The sequence below is a fragment of the Formosa sediminum genome (assembly GCF_007197735.1).
GTDB lineage: Bacteria > Bacteroidota > Bacteroidia > Flavobacteriales > Flavobacteriaceae > Formosa > Formosa sediminum.
Genome location: NZ_CP041637.1, coordinates 1,909,932 through 1,926,442 on the forward strand (window position 1 = coordinate 1,909,932; position 16,511 = coordinate 1,926,442).

The window sequence follows — 16,511 nt, forward strand, 5'->3', positions numbered from 1 at the left end:
TTTGTTTACAGGATTTGTATAGTTTAAATATAAGTTAGAATTAGTCTAAGTCTATTAAACAGAAATTTTTACTTTACTCTTTTTTAGAGCTATTTTGGATTGTTCCTTGACTAATTTAGTGGCCCAAATTTTGGCTTCAGAAATAATTTCGAAGGACATGTATGCCTTTTTTGAAAACCTACTTTCAATTTGAGTATTATGTAAGGCAAGCGGTATATGAGAAACAATAGCAAATGCTACTAAATTATTTATTTTAGAAGCTTCTATATATACTGCAGGATTTACAGAATAAGAATATTTACGGTGCGAAATATATGCAAAAAAGCGATCTTTATAATGGTTTTCTGCAATATCCCTTAATATCATACTTGCTTCTACTGTAACAGTGACGCCCTCGTTTATTTGTGCGAGAACATAATTTTCGTATAATTTTATAGTTCCAAATTCGTATGTAAGTAATCGCTTCATTTTTGAAATTTTTAAATCAAAAAAACTTTCTATAATATAAGAAAAATAGTTTGCAAATGTATAGGGTTTATGGATTATAAAGTAGAGTAAAGTGTTAATATAGATGTATTTACATGTTTTAAAGATAAACGGTTATATTTTTAGTGTTGTTTAATTAATATGATGATTTTGTCGGTTAAATGTGTACAAATAACCGGGTATAATTGACTAGTTTTTAGCTTTGTAAGTACATTTTTACACAAAAAAAAGTTGATGTAAATAAAATACATCAACTTTTATGTTAATTAAGGGTAATGTTTATGTTAGAAAATGTCGTTTAACAATTTTGCTAATCGTATACCTCCTTTTTGAATTTGTGAACGTGCAATACTAAGATTACGATATGCGTATTCATAACCTAAATTGTCTCCAGTCTTAACGTCTTTATAAATGGCATTAGCTAATGTATGTGTTTCATTAACCCAGTCTGTAATTGTACCTGTTTCTATTAACTTAATTTGTTCTTTAGATAGAGCGTCGGCATTTATAGCCAATTCTGTGTAACTCATGTCAAAACCGTTAAGCATGTCGCTATCCCAAACACGATGTAAGTTGGTGTCTTTGCCCATCCATTTAACTTTAATATCGTTACCTCCTTTATCTTCTGCCAATCCAGCATGCATAGGTTGGTGAATATCTCCTATAATATGGATAAGTAGTTTTAGGTAAAAAGCCTTATCATCATCACTAGCATTTTTATCTTTTAATACTTTTACGCAATATTCTGCTCCAGTTACAGCATCTCCTTGTAGGGCTTTTTCAGATTCTTCATAAGATTGATTTGCTTCCATATTAACATAGTGCCAAGAGCTAAATTTTCTATAACGGTCATCAGATTTAATTTCATCGCCGTAAGTAGATACAAATGCCAAAGTATGCCTGTTTAATAATTTTTTAATAGCACGTTTAGTACTTCCTTTTAAATAGGTGTCTGCAATTTTTCCAACGGTACGATGTCCTGTAGATCCCCATGCTGGAGAAGGTATTATGAAAGCTTGTGTAGGTTGGATTAAAAACAGACTAAAACAAAATAGTAATACAAATTTTAGTTTCATAAGGGGTATTAAAAATTGGGTTATTTTTTCTTGTTTCTTTTATTGTAATTTTTGTCGCCTCGAGTTTTTGGCTTTTTGTATTTTTTAGCAATTTCTCTTCGGTAAGACCCGCCTAAGTTTTCTTTAGTGTTTTTTTCCTTCTTTTCGTGAAAAGCAGGTCCAGGAGCATCTTCATCTTTACGTTTAAGTGGGTTATTACGTTCCTTAATTTTCTCGCGTTCTTCTTCAATTAATTCGGTGGAAATTTTAACTTCTTCAGGTATTTCTAGAAGAGAAATAGTCATTTGCATTAATGCTTCAATACGTTCTACCGCTTCTTGCTCTTTTACTGTCGAAAATAATAATGCATGTCCTTGACGTTCTGCACGTCCGGTTCTACCAATTCTATGAATATAGTTTTCAGGATATTCAGGTGTATCAAAATTAATAACATGCGAGATGTTATCAATATCTAAACCACGCGCCATAACATCTGTAGCTACTAGAATACGATTGTCTCCATTTCTAAACTGTTCTATACTTCGTAAACGGTAATTTTGTGTTTTGTTAGAATGTATTACGCAGCTCTCGTCACTAAAAGTTTCGTCTAAAGCTTCAAAAAGTCTATCAGCCATTCTTTTAAATCCAACAAAAATAAGCACCTTATTAAAGGTTTGTTTGTCCTGAAGGATAGTATTTAAGAGGTTTACTTTAGTATAAAAGTTAGGCACATTGTAACGCTCTTGGGCAATATTTTCTAGAGGTGTACCAGATACAGCTATAGATACACGTTCAGGAGTAATAAAAAAATCGTTTATTAGTTCGTCTACATCCTGCGTCATTGTTGCCGAAAACATAATATTTTGTCGGCGTTCTGGAAGGATATCAAAAATATTAATTAATTGATGTCTAAACCCTAAATCTAACATCACATCAACCTCGTCTATCACTAATTTCTGGATAGATTTTAATTGTAATACACGACTTACAGCCAAATCGTAAAGTCGACCAGGCGTTGCAACAAGTATGTCAATTCCTTGGGCAATTTGCTGTTTTTGAGTGTTTATATTTGTACCTCCATAAACACCTAACACACGCGTATTAATGTATTTAGACAGTTTTTCAATTTCATCTACTACTTGTACTACTAATTCTCGAGTAGGTACAAGGACTAATATTCTGGGGTTATCTTGTTTAGAGAATTTAAGGTTTTTTAAAATAGGAAGCATATAGGCAAAGGTTTTTCCTGTACCTGTTTGCGCAATACCTACTACGTCTTTACCAGAACTTACAACACTAAAAGCTTCAGCTTGTATAGGTGTAGGTGTGGTAAACCCTAAATCGTCTAGAGCGTTGTATAATGGGGTGTTTAAATTTAAATCTTGAAAAGTCACGTATTGTTATTTAGTCTGCAAAGTTAGTGCTATTATTCCTTTTAAACTAAATGCTTTTTGTCTATTTCTATGGTATAAGTAGCTTTAAATGTTTCATTTGCTGCTAAAGCTTGAATCCCTTCTTTAGTTTTAAACTCTTGATTATGATTTTCATGATCTGCAACACCTAGCCACGGTTCTATACATACATAATTAGCATGTGGTTTAGCCCAAATCCCCAAGTATGGGAAATCTGGATAATCTACACTTAAAATGGTGCCGTTTTTTTTGCTTTTAAGTGCAACTTTTCTTGATTTTAAATCTTTAAAAATCAAGGCATCCTCATTAAATAAATCGTAATGCAATGGTATTTTATTGCCTTCTGTAATTATAGGGAAAGTATTATCTGTAACTAAACCAATATCCATATTAAGCGCATAAGATTCTGCGGTTTCTAGCGCTTCAAATTCCAAATAATAATCTGTATAAGCCTCATCTTTATAAATTGGGCATTTAAAGGCGGGATGCCCACCCACCGAAAAGTATAATGTGTTATCATCTAAATTTTTTACGGTATGTGTGACTTTAATTTTGTTGTCTATCAGTTCAAAAGCAATAAGAAATTTAAATTTAAAGGGATATTGTTTTAAAGTATCTTCACTATAAGCTAGAGAAAATATAAGTTTTTCGGCCGTTTGTGAATCTAGTTTTATATTAGAATTGTGCCTAATTATACCATGTTTTGCCATGTTGTATTCCTGGCCTTCATAAATCATGGTATTATTTTTTAATGCGCCAATGATAGGAAAAAGGTTTGGTGCAAAATTCTCCCATATGTCGGGATTAGCATCCCACATAAATTGATTAGCGTTAGATACAGCACTAATCTCACAAAGTTCGGCTCCTGTTTGTTTAACGGCTATTTTTAGTAATTTATTTTCTAGAGTATACATTGAAAAAAGGTTTAAACAAAAATACAAATCTGATTCTATTTTAAAGAAACTAACTAACTTTACAGAGAAATTTTTTGCAATTTGCGTTATATAACTTCTAAAAATATAGATGATGTTGTTGCTTTTAAACAACAACTATTACGGTGGGGCCATCAGTTTAACGATGTTGTTTGGATGGATTCTAATCAGCATAATGGCAAGTACTCTAGCTACGATGCTATATTGGCTGTTGATGGGTTTTTAAGCATACAAACAGATTATATCGATGCTTTTGACAAATTAAAAGAATTTCAAGGCACTACAAAAGACTGGATTTTTGGTTATTTAACTTACGATGTTAAGAACGGTATGGAACCTTTAAAATCTAATAATTTTGACGGTTTAGAATTTTCAGACTTATTTTTTTTTCAACCTAAAAAACTTTTTCTCATCAGAGGGAATCAGGTTGAAATTCAGTATTTAAATATGGTTGATGATGAGGTTGATGCAGACTTTGAAGCTATTTGTAATTTTCAGTATTTAGAATCTAGTGCTAAAATTCAGCCTGTTAAAATAAAACTCCGTACACATAAAGAGGCTTATTTTGAAAAAGTAAATACCATGCTTAATCACATACATCGAGGTGATATTTATGAAGCTAATTTTTGTCAGGAATTTTATGTCGAAGATGCTACAATTAATCCGTTAGAAACATTTGAATATTTAAATAAAGTCTCAAAACCGCCTTTTGCTACTTTTTTAAAACAATACGATAAGTTTTTAATGTCTGCTTCACCAGAGCGCTACATTAAAAAAAAGGGAAATAAAGTCATTTCTCAACCTATAAAAGGAACTGCTAAACGTGCAAAAAATAAGTTTGAAGACGAGCAATTAAAAGTGGATCTATCTACTAACGAAAAGGAACGTAGCGAAAACATTATGATTGTAGATTTAGTACGTAACGACTTATCAAAAACAGCTATTAAAGGTTCTGTTAAGGTAGAAGAGTTGTGTAAAGTGTATACGTTTCCGCAAGTGCATCAAATGATCTCTACTATTACATCTCAAATCGCAGAAAGCACTAATCCCATAGATATTATTAAAACAACATTCCCTATGGGAAGCATGACTGGTGCTCCAAAATTAAGTGCCATGAAAATTATTGAAGCATTAGAAGATGCTAAACGCGGTTTGTATTCTGGTACCGTTGGGTATTTTACACCACAGGGAGATTTTGACTTTAATGTTGTTATAAGAAGTATTTTATATAATCAAACTAAAAAATATGTGTCGTATTCTGTTGGCGGAGCAATTACTTCTAAAAGTAATCCTGTTAACGAGTATGAAGAGTGTCTCATTAAAGCTAAAGCCATGAGAAAAGTTTTGGAAGGCTAATTAAGATGAGCTAGAGACTTAAAGCAATTTTATCTCAAGGTAAATTAGACCTATTATAAACCTTCATTTTGTTTAATGTGTATCTTTGTAATATGGTACATACATTTAACAAGCATATAAGTACACAACTACCATATCTTAAAAACTCGAAATTAATCTTAACAATTTCAGGTGGAATTGACAGTGTGGTTTTAGCCTATTTGTGTAAAGAATTAAAATTAGATTTTGCATTAGCACACTGTAATTTTAATTTAAGAGGTGCAGAAAGTGATGCAGATGAAGCTTTCTTAATTAATTTAGCAGAACAATTAGATGTAGAAATTTTTATTGAAAGCTTTAATACTAAGCTATATGCTCAAGATACTAAGTTGTCTATTCAAATGGCAGCACGAGAACTTCGTTACCGTTGGTTTCAAGAATTAGTAGAAGCTTTACATTTTAATTATGTACTTACTGCACATCATGCAGATGATAATTTGGAAACGTTTTTAATTAATTTATCTCGGGGGACTGGAATTGAAGGATTAACCGGAATTCCAGAAGTTAATGATTACATTGTACGTCCGTTACTACCTTTTTCTAGAGCAGAAATTACAAATTATGCAAAAGCACATAAGATAACTTGGCGAGAAGATAGCAGTAATAGTTCTACCAAATACTTACGAAATAAATTGCGCCACGAGGTCATTCCTGTGTTAAAAGAGATTAACCCGCAATGGCTTCAAAATTTTAAAATGACACAGGATCATTTACACGATTCTAAAGTGTTAATTGATGATTATATGACGCAAGTTTACAAAGATATAGTTGTTTTTAAAGACGGTATTATAACGTTTAATGTTCCTAAATTGCTGAAATTTCCCAATCCCAAACCCTATTTATACGAACTTTTAAAAGCATATAAGTTTACGGCTTGGGACGATATTTATAATTTATTAGACGCACAATCAGGAAAACAAGTATTTTCTGAAACATATAGATTACTAAAGGATCGGGATGTTTTAATTTTAAGTGTAATAGATCATCAAGATAAAACCTCTGCATTGAGTTATCAAGTTTCTGAACATCTAGATGTTATTGAAACATCCTTTGGAGTATTCAATTTTGAAATGGTTACCGAAATCCAAGAGACTTCAAAAGAGATAATTTATATTGATTTACATACGCTTCAATTTCCGTTAACCATTAGAAAATGGGAGCAAGGCGATTATTTTTTTCCGTTAGGTATGATGGGAAAAAAGAAGTTGAGTAAATATTTTAAAGACGAAAAATTATCACTTTTAGAGAAAGAACAAGTTTGGGTGTTGTGCTCTGGTAACGATATTGTATGGGTGATTGGTAAGCGTGCAGATAATCGTTTTAAGGTGACTTCTAAAACGAAACAAATACTTAAAGTAAGTTTAAAATAAATGTATATTTTTAATTTAATTAGTTTTATTTCAAATAGTTAGTTCGTTTTTAGTATTTTTAAGTAAACGAACTTATTTATGCTTAAAAAAGTATTTGGTAGCGCTGTCTTTGGTGTAGATGCTACCACAATTAGGGTAGAAGTTAATGTAGATTCTGGTATTGGCTATCATTTGGTAGGTTTGCCAGACAACGCCATTAAAGAAAGTAATTTTAGAATTGCCGCTGCGCTACAAAATAACGGATATAAAATTCCGGGAAAGAAAATTATAATAAATATGTCGCCGGCAGATTTGCGTAAAGAAGGCTCTGCATACGATTTAACGTTAGCTTTAGGTATTCTTTCTGCCACCAAACAAATCCCAACTCCAGGTATAGAAGATTATATTATAATGGGCGAATTGTCTTTAGACGGGACATTGCAACCCATTAAAGGTGCTTTGCCAATTGCATTACAAGCCCGAAAAGAAGGGTTTAAGGGGTTTATTTTACCAGCACAAAATGCAAAAGAAGCAGCTATTGTAAACGACTTAAAAGTTTTTGGAGTAGAATCTATTAAGGATGTTATTGAGTTCTTTAAAGATGGTAAACCTTTACCACAGACAGTAATAAATACCCGAGAAGAATTTTATAAAAATTTAGATGTTCCTGAGTTCGATTTTGCCGATGTAAAAGGGCAAGAAAGTATTAAACGGTGTATGGAAATTGCTGCTGCCGGTGGGCATAATATTATTTTAATTGGTCCACCTGGCTCCGGAAAAACTATGCTTGCAAAACGTTTGCCTTCTATTTTACCTCCAATGACTTTGCATGAAGCCTTAGAAACTACAAAAATTCATTCAGTAGTAGGACGTGTAAAATCTCATTTAGGACTTATGTCTCAACGTCCGTTTAGAAGTCCACACCATACTATCTCTAATGTAGCACTTGTTGGTGGTGGAAGTTATCCGCAACCCGGAGAAATTTCCTTATCTCATAATGGTGTGCTATTTTTAGATGAATTACCAGAATTTAAACGCGATGTTTTGGAGGTAATGAGGCAACCTTTAGAAGATCGGGAGGTCACAATTTCAAGAGCAAAATTCACTGTTACTTACCCTAGTAGTTTTATGTTAGTAGCGAGTATGAATCCGAGTCCGAGTGGTTTTTTTAACGATCCTAATGCACCCATTACGTCATCTCCCGCCGAAATGCAGCGGTATTTGGGTAAAATTTCTGGGCCGTTATTAGATCGAATAGATATTCATATAGAAGTGACCCCGGTTCCTTTTGAGAAACTGTCTGAAGACCGCAAAGGAGAATCTTCGGTAACCATTAGAGCTCGTGTAACCAAAGCTAGAGCATGTCAAACAGAACGGTTTAAAGATTTTGAAAATGTACATTATAATGCGCAAATGAATACCAAACAAATTCGTGCATATTGTAAGTTAGATGAGACTTCTAAACTGTTATTAAAAACAGCTATGGAACGTTTAAACTTATCGGCAAGGGCGTACGATCGTATTTTAAAAGTTTCTAGAACAATAGCCGATCTTGAAAACTCTACAGATGTTAAAGGAGCACATATAAGTGAAGCAATACAATATAGAAGCTTAGATAGAGATGGTTGGTTAGGCTAATATTTTAATTCAATATTTAAATATGCTTTCTTTTTAAGTTAAAATTAAAGTATATTTAAAAAATTAATTTCCCTGCGATATGAATCTTGTAACCTACTTTAATTTTTAAAATCAATTTAAAATGAGTAAAGACAAGACTGAAGTACCTGTGCCAAAAGGGCTGATTACGCCAGAACAAGCAAAAGTGTTAGATACGGCATACAATTCTAGGCATACATTAATTAGTGAAAAACTATTAGGAAGACCAGATAATCGGTCTACTTGGTATGCTTTAGAAAATATTGAAGCGTACTTAGTATATGCAAAAAATCAAGCAAAAGCATTAGGATATACACTAGATGGTATTAGGATTTATGAAGGTGCCTATCCTGCAGAGCAAAAGGAGGAAGGTTATACTACTATGTTTATCATGCCAACTGGTGTTTCAGATACATGTAAAACGAAGTCTTTAAAATCAGATCCTTCAGACAGTGAAGATATTCCAGGAGGCAACGGTCTTAATATGGGGAGTGGAGGTGTTCCGCCAGAAGCTAATTACCCGCAATAAGTACATTTTACATGCAGGAGTTTTTAAGAAACTACTATACTATTTTAACATTTGTGGTTGAAGCTATAGCAGCTTTATCAGGGATAATTTGCTTCAAGAAATACAAAGAAACACCAGTTAAATATTTTATTTATTTTTTGATATACGTTTGTGTTTGCGAAACATTAGCATTGTATACACTTCATGTTAAAGATGGGGTGTTTAGTTTTTTAAAAGATACATTGTTAGAAAAAAACATATGGTTTACCACTCTATTTTGGTGTATAGGAAGTCCTGTGTTTTATACGTTTTTTTACCTGAAATTAATATCTTCAGGTGTTATAAAAAGAGTAATAAAAGTGCTTTTATTACTCTTTTTAGTCTATTCGTTTTTGTGTATTGCATTTAACTTTTATACGTTTTTTGATAGTTACTTTATTTCAATAATCATTTCAGGAGAGTTCTTAATTTTATTTTTAGTGAGTGTTTATTTGTATGAAATGTTACAATCAGATCGTATTATAAATTTTTATAAATCAGTTTACTTTTACATTAGTGCAACAATTTTTATGTGGTTATTAGTGACCACACCCATACTTTTTTATGATATATATTATACAACAGCAGACTGGAATTTTATAGTGTTAAAATGGCAAATTTTCCTGTTTTCAAATATATTAATGTATTTAACCTTTAGTTTTGCTTTATTATGGTGCAATCCGGAAAAACGCTAGTAAGCACGTCTGCAGAAAGATATTTAATTATATATATGGTTGGTGTACTTATAATTGTATGTATACTAATTATCGTCTTTTTTATAGTATTTCAAAAACGAAAAAATAAATTATTATTAGATAAAATAAAGCAACGTCAAGCTTTTGAAGAAGAAATTTCTAAAACTCAAATAGAAATACAAGAACAGACATTAAAGAATATAGGTCAGGATTTGCACGATAATGTAGGACAGTTATTATCTGTAGCCAATATGCAGCTTAGTATGTTGGCACATCAAGTAGGTTCCGATTTACAAGATTCTTTTACAGAGAGCAAAAATTTAGTAAAAGAAAGTTTACAAGAACTAAGGTCGCTTTCTAAGTCTTTAAATAGTGATGTTATTGTGTATCGTGGTTTACAAGAATCGTTAAGTACAGAAATCGATCGCTTTAATAAATTAGGGTTAATAAATGCAGAAATAACCGTTACAGGTAACGAAAATTATTTTTTAAAAGGTAAAGACAGCATCATACTGTTTAGAATTTTACAAGAATTCTTTTCCAATACGATTAAATATTCTGAAGCTTCTATTTTAGAAGTACATATAAATTATACGCCAGATTTTGTAGAGTTAACAGCAGTAGATGACGGTATTGGATTTGATGAGTTAACGATTGAAAAAGGTTCTGGTTTAATAAATATGAAAAATAGAGCAGAACTTATTGATGCAGAATTTAAAATGACTTCGCAGTTAAAAGAAGGCGTTAAGCTCTATATAAAATATTATTATCGCTCGCATTAATTACATACAAGCCTCCCAAAGCGGATCATGAGGTAAGCGTGCTGTGATATTAATGTTAGCTTGGGTTACTGGATGTGTAAATTGTATTTGTCTAGCATGTAAATGTATACTCGCATCTTTATTACTTCGGTCTGCTCCATATTTTAAATCGCCTTTAATAATGCAACCGATATTAGAAAGCTGACATCTTATTTGATGATGACGCCCAGTTTCTAATGTAATTTCAAGTAATACGTAGCGGTCTAACTTTTTAAGACATGTATAATGTAAAATAGCTTTTTTACTATCTTTTATTTCTTTAGTGTAAGCTGTAGATTTGTTATTTTTTGGATTTTTTTTAAGCCAATTAGTAAGTGTGTCTTGTGGTTTTGGAGGCATTTTATTTACAAGTGCCCAATACGTTTTAGTCACATCTTTTTTTACAAACATGGCGTTTAAACGGGTTAAAGCTTTACTTGTTTTAGCAAAAATAACTAAACCTGTAGTAGGGCGATCTAAGCGATGTACAACACCCAAATACACATTACCAGGTTTGTTATAAGCATCTTTTATGTACGCTTTTACAACATCACTTAGTGGTTTATCTCCAGTTTTATCTCCTTGTACAATATCTCCTGCACGTTTATTAACGACAATAATATGGTTGTCTTCAAATAAAATTTGGAGATTATTTTTGTTAGAAAGTATTTTTTCTGCCACCAAATTGGACTATGTATTTATTGATAGAGTGCGAATAAACTAGCGTAGCTTTTAATTTAATATTGCTCGTTTTCATTAGGAAAATCAACCGACTTAACATCTGCAACATATTGTGATAATGCATTTGTCATATCGTCATATAAATTTAAATAACGTCGTAAAAAACGAGGATGAAATTCTTTGGTCATCCCAATCATATCATGAAGTACTAAAACTTGACCATCTACACCATTACCTGCGCCAATTCCAATTACAGGAATGCTCACACTTTCTGCCACTTCTTTAGCTAATTTTGCTGGGATTTTTTCTAAAACAATAGCAAAACAACCTGCTTTTTCTAACATTAATGCATCTTGAATTAGTTTTCTAGCTTCTTCTTCCTCTTTAGCACGAACTGTGAATGTGCCAAATTTATATATAGATTGAGGCGTTAAACCTAAATGCCCCATTACAGGAATTCCTGCGTTTAAAATACGTTTTATGGATTCTTTTATTTCTTTACCTCCTTCAACTTTTATAGAGTGAGCTCCACTTTCTTTCATAATTCTAATAGCAGAGCGTAATGCTTCTTTTGGATCGCTTTGGTAACTTCCAAAAGGAAGGTCTACTACTATAAGAGCACGATTAACACCACGAACCACAGAAGATGCATGGTAAATCATTTGGTCTAAAGTAATGGGTAATGTTGTTTGGTAGCCTGCCATAACATTACTTGCAGAATCACCAACTAGAATTACATCTATGCCTGCACCATCTACTATCGTAGCCATTGTATAATCGTAAGCTGTTAGCATGGAAATTTTCTCTCCATGAGCTTTCATATCACTTAATGTTTTTACTGTGACCTTTTTATAATCTTTTTGTACTGCAGACATATTATATTTATTTTAGGTCGTAAAAATACTGAGTTTTTAAAAACTAATGAAGAATAATCCTATTAATTCCTTAATCTTAGTGTAAGATTCTAGGGTGTAAATAACGATTAATTAATTTTTGTTTAAAATTGGAAATATATAAAAGGCTGAAAATCGCTAGAAAAGGCTTGATAACATATTATTCCGGTACAAACACCAAGTGCAATTTTTATAAATAGAGGACTTTTAGCATATAAACTCTCAATAATTACTTTTGTGTTTTCAGGCAACCAATGTGTTATATAACCCAATAGAATTACTATAAAAACAACCTTATAATGAAGTAATATGTCTATAGCATGTGACCAATCCATATGATGTGCTACTTGTGTATACCAACGCGAAATATGCGCCATGCTTTCACCTCTAAAATAGATGCGTGTAAATGTGATAAAAATAAACGTTAATGTAATTTTCCAGACGCGGGCATACCAACTATTATTCAACTCGTACGGACTTATTTTCCGCCAATATTTATAAACTACAATGCCTAAGCCGTTTAATCCACCCCATATTACAAATTTCCAAGATGCGCCATGCCATAGGCCACCAATTAACATGGTAAGCATAAGGTTGAGGTTGGTATTTATATGGTTTTTAACTTTTGCATTATAAAGCGATACAATGAATAAGAGTAATGAAATTATTAGAATGCTGTATACAACGATTAATTCTCTAAAAGCTATCATAACCCCAAGTAAAATGAAGCTTAAAATAATGTAAGATGCATAACTTCCTTTACGATTTCCTCCCAACGGAATATATAAATAATCGCGTAACCAAGTGGAGAGCGACATGTGCCAACGTTTCCAGAAATCGCCAGCGTTAATGGCTTTGTATGGTGCATTAAAGTTAATAGGAAGATTAAAGCCCATAAGTAAAGCTAGACCTATAGCAATATCTGTATAGCCAGAAAAATCGCCATAAATTTGAAGCGAATACCCAATCATTGCTAGAATATTTGTAAAACCAGAATACATTTCGGGAGTATCGAATACACGGTCTAAAAAATGCATGGCTATAAAATCTGCAAACAGCATTTTCTTAATTAGTCCTTTTAGAATTAAAAAAGTTCCACTATCAAAATGCTTTTTAGTGAGTACTGTAGGTTTTGAAATCTGTGGGACAAAACTTTCTGCTCTTACAATAGGACCTGCTACAAGCTGAGGGAAGAAACTAACAAAAAAACCAAAATCTAATATAGAGTTTAAAGGCTTTAGTTTTTTTCTATAAATATCTACACTATAACTTATAGTTTGAAAGGTGTAAAAAGAGATACCAACTGGAAGAATAATTTTATCTACAGTAAAATAATTCTGATTGTTAAAACTATTTCCCCAATATGCTAAATAATTAAAAACCTGATATTGTGTGCTAAACAGCGCGTTAAAAGCATCTGTAAAAAAATAAGCATATTTAAAATAACAAAGTACAAAGAGATTTATAAAAACGCTTAAACAAACTAATATTAAACGTTTATTTTTATGTTCACTTTTGTAGATAGAGCGCCCAATAATAAAATCGACCAAAGTGCTAAATACTAAAATCCCAATAAACAGTCCACTTGTTTTATAGTAGAAGAAAAGAGAAATAAGAAATAAATATGCATTTCTAAGCGGAACCTTTTTATACACTAGAGCGAAAATAAAATACACTATGGCAAAGAATATCCAGAAATTAATTTGAGTAAAAATTAAAGGAAAATCTTCTGTAAAGGTGAAAATGTCGTTTAGCCTATTCATTTAAATGTTTAAAATGATTTAGTAAAACGGTTTTGTCTTTTCCTGTAGATTCAGCCCACGCATCGACTAATGCAGTTATAAACAAATCTGCTTTTAAACTGTATCCTAACTGCGTGAAATGTATGCGATCTATAGGCATTAACTTTGCTTTATACCAGTTGTTAGAGGATCCTAATCCGCCCATAATACTATATAAATCCCATGCAGCCATTCGGTATTTCCATGCCAATTCTAGTATAATACGTTGTTGGATTGCGGTATTAGGATTTGGATAGGATTTTTTATAATAATCGTCGTTTGGTACAGTTAGTAAAATGGCACATTGCGGATTGGCACGTTGTATCATTTGAATAAAACTTTCGTAATACGCCCTAAATTCTTCAGCATCAAATTCAGATTCTGGCATATAGGCATCATTGGTTCCTATAGAGATAATAAAAAAATCGGGTTTGTATAACATGAGTTGTTTTTCAAAATACGCTGCACGTTTATACCATTTAAAACTAGCTCCGTTAACACCAATACTAGTGTATTCTATACCTAAATCGTCATTTAAAAATTCCATACCCATGAGTAAAAACTCAGGTGAAACACAGCTAGGGTCTTTTATTTTTAAGTGTAATGCCACAGAATCTACTGTTCTATTAAAACGGAATTCTTTATACATACCATCATAATTAATGGTATCAGAAACAACTAACAAGGGGTTAGATATTTCTATATCGTAATCTTCCATCCATGTATTATAAAATACCCGAAAACTGTTAAATGTAGATGGTTTTTTAGTTTGGTTTCTATAATTAGGTTTTACATAAATTTCATCTTCATTCCCTCTAAAAGCCGCACTAACTCCAGATAATCCCCAAGCTACACTGTCTTTTCTTACTGAAGATCTGTAGCCTTGCCATAGTGAATTATCGGCTTCAATTTTATAATTTGAAGGATTATTCGTGTGTGCTAAGTGAAATGGAAAAACAAAACCACGTTGCCCCATAGACACTTCGTTTAGGTTTTGAAGGTAAGTTCTAATCTTATTTGAATAAATATCAGCTTGTATATGAGAACCTCCGATATGAAATACATGTAATTTCTGTTTTTTACCAGTGTAAATACTATCTAGATCATTAAATAATTTTTTAAAGTAAGGTGATTCTGAAGCATATTTAAACTCATTAGCTTTAAAATTGATAAGGTGTCCGTATTGTGGGGTTATACTATCTAAAATATAATCTTGTGAAAATATAGGCGTAGAGATTAAAATAAATAGTATTAAAAAGTTGAATTTCATTTTTGAGATGTTAGGTCCATATATAAGGAAAGGAAAAATAATTCTGAAATGATTCGCGTGCCTGTAAGTGAAAAATGTGTGTAATCTCTCGCAGCTAATTTTTGATTTACCCAATATTCCATAGAATCTTCACCTCCCATAGCTTGAAAGGTGTCCCAATAAGCAATATTATTTTCTTTGCACATAAGTTTTAAGCGATCTATTAAATACGGAAGGAGCGGATAGGTTAACATGTTTCCGTTTTCAGTTGTAGTTTTATCTGCTGGGCCAATATAAAGCACACTTGCATTGTTTGTTTTGCGTCTTAACCAATTAATATGATTTTTTAAATATCCAACATAGTGTTCTACTTCTAAAGAATCCTTAACATAAGGAACAGCGTTTCCGCCGTATTGAAAGATAATAACTTGAGGATCTAAAGTCTTATACATTTGGGTGAAATTTTTACTGTTTAATCCGGCAAATAGGGTTCCTGCAGAACCACGCATAGCAACATTATCCAGTAAAATACCCGATTCTCCATCCAGCGTTAAACCGTAAAAATCTGGACTCATTTTACTTTCAATTTCAAAAGTAAGTTGGTCTGGTGTATTTGCTAGTTTAATTTTATAATTGTGATAATTTCCATCTGTTATTAACGAATCCGATTTTATAAGCATACCATCTGCAAATACTTTTACAGATACGGGAAGTTGTGTGTTGCCGTAATGTAATCCAATATCTGTATACTTACGCATGCGTAAATATGTCTTTTTTGAAGGACTTACAGTAATCTTTGCTTTAACAAGTTTTAAAGAGTCTTTATTAATACTATCTTTAATAATGTTCTTATACGGTGTAAACCTTGAAAAAGTTGCATAGGCACCATACATTTTGTGATCTGGTATTTTTGAAGTTCGATCAAAAACAGCATGACGTGTCCAGTTGTCTGAAGCAATTACTTCTGAACTAATATTGTCGTAAACTTGTGCAATTGGTGTAAAATTAGGTCCGTTTCCCCCGTATAAATTTTGTAGTCTATTCCTAATATACCCAGACATGCGGTCGCCTTCAATTTGTGAATCGCCATAATGGATAATCCGACATTTAGAGGCTGTAAGTTGTGTTTTTAAATGTGTTAAAAAAGCCGTTTTGTCTTTAGGGTATATAAGCCGTTCAATTTTTGAGGTATCAATTTGTGATAGATTTGGAATTTTTAGAGTTTTCCCTTTTTCTTTCTCCTCTTTCTCTTTCTTTTCAACTGTGACTGAAATATCCTCGTCATCTTCAACTAAAACATCAATGTTTTGTACAATACTATCTACCGTTTTAGTCGTTACTTTAGATGTTTTAGTTTTTTCTTGAAGTAAAAAAGAGGTGGTTTTAGGATATTTAATGGTGTAGCCTAAAACTCTAAATCCATCTTGAAATTTATCGTTTTCTAAAGGGATTGATGTACTAAAATAGGTTATCCCAAGCATAATTAATAATGTAATGCAGATACTTAGGCAAATTTTTAGGGGGCTATAATTCATATAACATTTCGTAGGATGTTTTTAGTAACTCTAATCTTATAAATA

The 16,511-nt window shown here is 32.0% G+C and carries 15 protein-coding genes; 6 read left to right on the forward strand and 9 right to left on the reverse strand.

The features are described from left to right. Nucleotides 1-54: 54 nt before the first annotated feature. The 4 genes from FNB79_RS08410 to FNB79_RS08425 all read right to left on the reverse strand — a co-directional run bounded on the left by FNB79_RS08410 (nucleotide 55) and on the right by FNB79_RS08425 (nucleotide 3,867). Nucleotides 55-468, reverse strand: a complete 414-nt coding sequence (locus FNB79_RS08410) for a hypothetical protein (RefSeq protein WP_143380893.1) — start codon at nucleotides 466-468, stop codon at nucleotides 55-57. A 302-nt stretch (nucleotides 469-770) separates the two neighbouring features. Continuing rightward, a complete protein-coding gene (locus FNB79_RS08415; RefSeq protein ID WP_143380894.1) occupies nucleotides 771-1,562 on the reverse strand; it encodes a S1/P1 nuclease in 792 nt (263 codons plus the stop codon). Between the two features lie 20 nt (nucleotides 1,563-1,582). Beyond that, nucleotides 1,583-2,935 carry a DEAD/DEAH box helicase gene (locus FNB79_RS08420; protein ID WP_143380895.1) on the reverse strand — a complete coding sequence of 451 codons (1,353 nt, stop codon included), beginning with the start codon at nucleotides 2,933-2,935 and terminating at the stop codon, nucleotides 1,583-1,585. A 41-nt stretch (nucleotides 2,936-2,976) separates the two neighbouring features. Next, nucleotides 2,977-3,867 (reverse strand): aldose 1-epimerase family protein, encoded by an 891-nt coding sequence (locus FNB79_RS08425; RefSeq protein ID WP_143380896.1) that lies wholly within the window; start codon nucleotides 3,865-3,867, stop codon nucleotides 2,977-2,979. Nucleotides 3,868-3,948: 81 nt separating this feature from the next. On the opposite strand from FNB79_RS08425, the gene FNB79_RS08430 reads away from it, so the two are divergent. From FNB79_RS08430 to FNB79_RS08455, 6 genes are all read left to right on the forward strand, one after another. After that, nucleotides 3,949-5,241 (forward strand): anthranilate synthase component I family protein, encoded by a 1,293-nt coding sequence (locus tag FNB79_RS08430; protein ID WP_246073350.1) that lies wholly within the window; start codon nucleotides 3,949-3,951, stop codon nucleotides 5,239-5,241. Between the two features lie 92 nt (nucleotides 5,242-5,333). After that, nucleotides 5,334-6,650, forward strand: coding sequence for a tRNA lysidine(34) synthetase TilS (gene tilS, locus FNB79_RS08435; RefSeq protein ID WP_143380897.1), 1,317 nt, complete (start codon nucleotides 5,334-5,336; stop codon nucleotides 6,648-6,650). A 78-nt stretch (nucleotides 6,651-6,728) separates the two neighbouring features. Continuing rightward, on the forward strand, nucleotides 6,729-8,267 hold the full coding sequence (locus tag FNB79_RS08440) for a YifB family Mg chelatase-like AAA ATPase (RefSeq protein ID WP_143380898.1): 1,539 nt from the start codon (nucleotides 6,729-6,731) through the stop codon (nucleotides 8,265-8,267). A 121-nt stretch (nucleotides 8,268-8,388) separates the two neighbouring features. Next, a complete protein-coding gene (locus tag FNB79_RS08445; protein WP_143380899.1) occupies nucleotides 8,389-8,814 on the forward strand; it encodes a hypothetical protein in 426 nt (141 codons plus the stop codon). 11 nt (nucleotides 8,815-8,825) lie between these two features. Then, nucleotides 8,826-9,527, forward strand: a complete 702-nt coding sequence (locus tag FNB79_RS08450) for a hypothetical protein (RefSeq protein ID WP_143380900.1) — start codon at nucleotides 8,826-8,828, stop codon at nucleotides 9,525-9,527. Further along, nucleotides 9,503-10,309 carry a sensor histidine kinase gene (locus FNB79_RS08455; RefSeq protein WP_246073351.1) on the forward strand — a complete coding sequence of 269 codons (807 nt, stop codon included), beginning with the start codon at nucleotides 9,503-9,505 and terminating at the stop codon, nucleotides 10,307-10,309. Before FNB79_RS08450 ends, FNB79_RS08455 begins: the two co-directional genes overlap by 25 nt. Here the strand turns inward: FNB79_RS08455 and FNB79_RS08460 are convergent, their stop codons facing one another. The 5 genes from FNB79_RS08460 to FNB79_RS08480 all read right to left on the reverse strand — a co-directional run bounded on the left by FNB79_RS08460 (nucleotide 10,310) and on the right by FNB79_RS08480 (nucleotide 16,412). Further along, a complete protein-coding gene (locus FNB79_RS08460) occupies nucleotides 10,310-11,008 on the reverse strand; it encodes an RluA family pseudouridine synthase (protein ID WP_143380901.1) in 699 nt (232 codons plus the stop codon). Nucleotides 11,009-11,064: 56 nt separating this feature from the next. After that, nucleotides 11,065-11,883 carry a 3-methyl-2-oxobutanoate hydroxymethyltransferase gene (panB, locus tag FNB79_RS08465; RefSeq protein ID WP_143380902.1) on the reverse strand — a complete coding sequence of 273 codons (819 nt, stop codon included), beginning with the start codon at nucleotides 11,881-11,883 and terminating at the stop codon, nucleotides 11,065-11,067. Nucleotides 11,884-12,005: 122 nt separating this feature from the next. Further along, nucleotides 12,006-13,664 carry an MBOAT family O-acyltransferase gene (locus FNB79_RS08470; protein WP_143380903.1) on the reverse strand — a complete coding sequence of 553 codons (1,659 nt, stop codon included), beginning with the start codon at nucleotides 13,662-13,664 and terminating at the stop codon, nucleotides 12,006-12,008. Then, entirely contained in the window at nucleotides 13,657-14,952 is a 1,296-nt protein-coding gene (locus tag FNB79_RS08475) for a GDSL-type esterase/lipase family protein (RefSeq protein WP_143380904.1), read from the reverse strand. Before FNB79_RS08475 ends, FNB79_RS08470 begins: the two co-directional genes overlap by 8 nt. Further along, entirely contained in the window at nucleotides 14,949-16,412 is a 1,464-nt protein-coding gene (locus tag FNB79_RS08480; RefSeq protein ID WP_185967857.1) for an SGNH/GDSL hydrolase family protein, read from the reverse strand. Before FNB79_RS08480 ends, FNB79_RS08475 begins: the two co-directional genes overlap by 4 nt. Nucleotides 16,413-16,511: the final 99 nt, after the last annotated feature.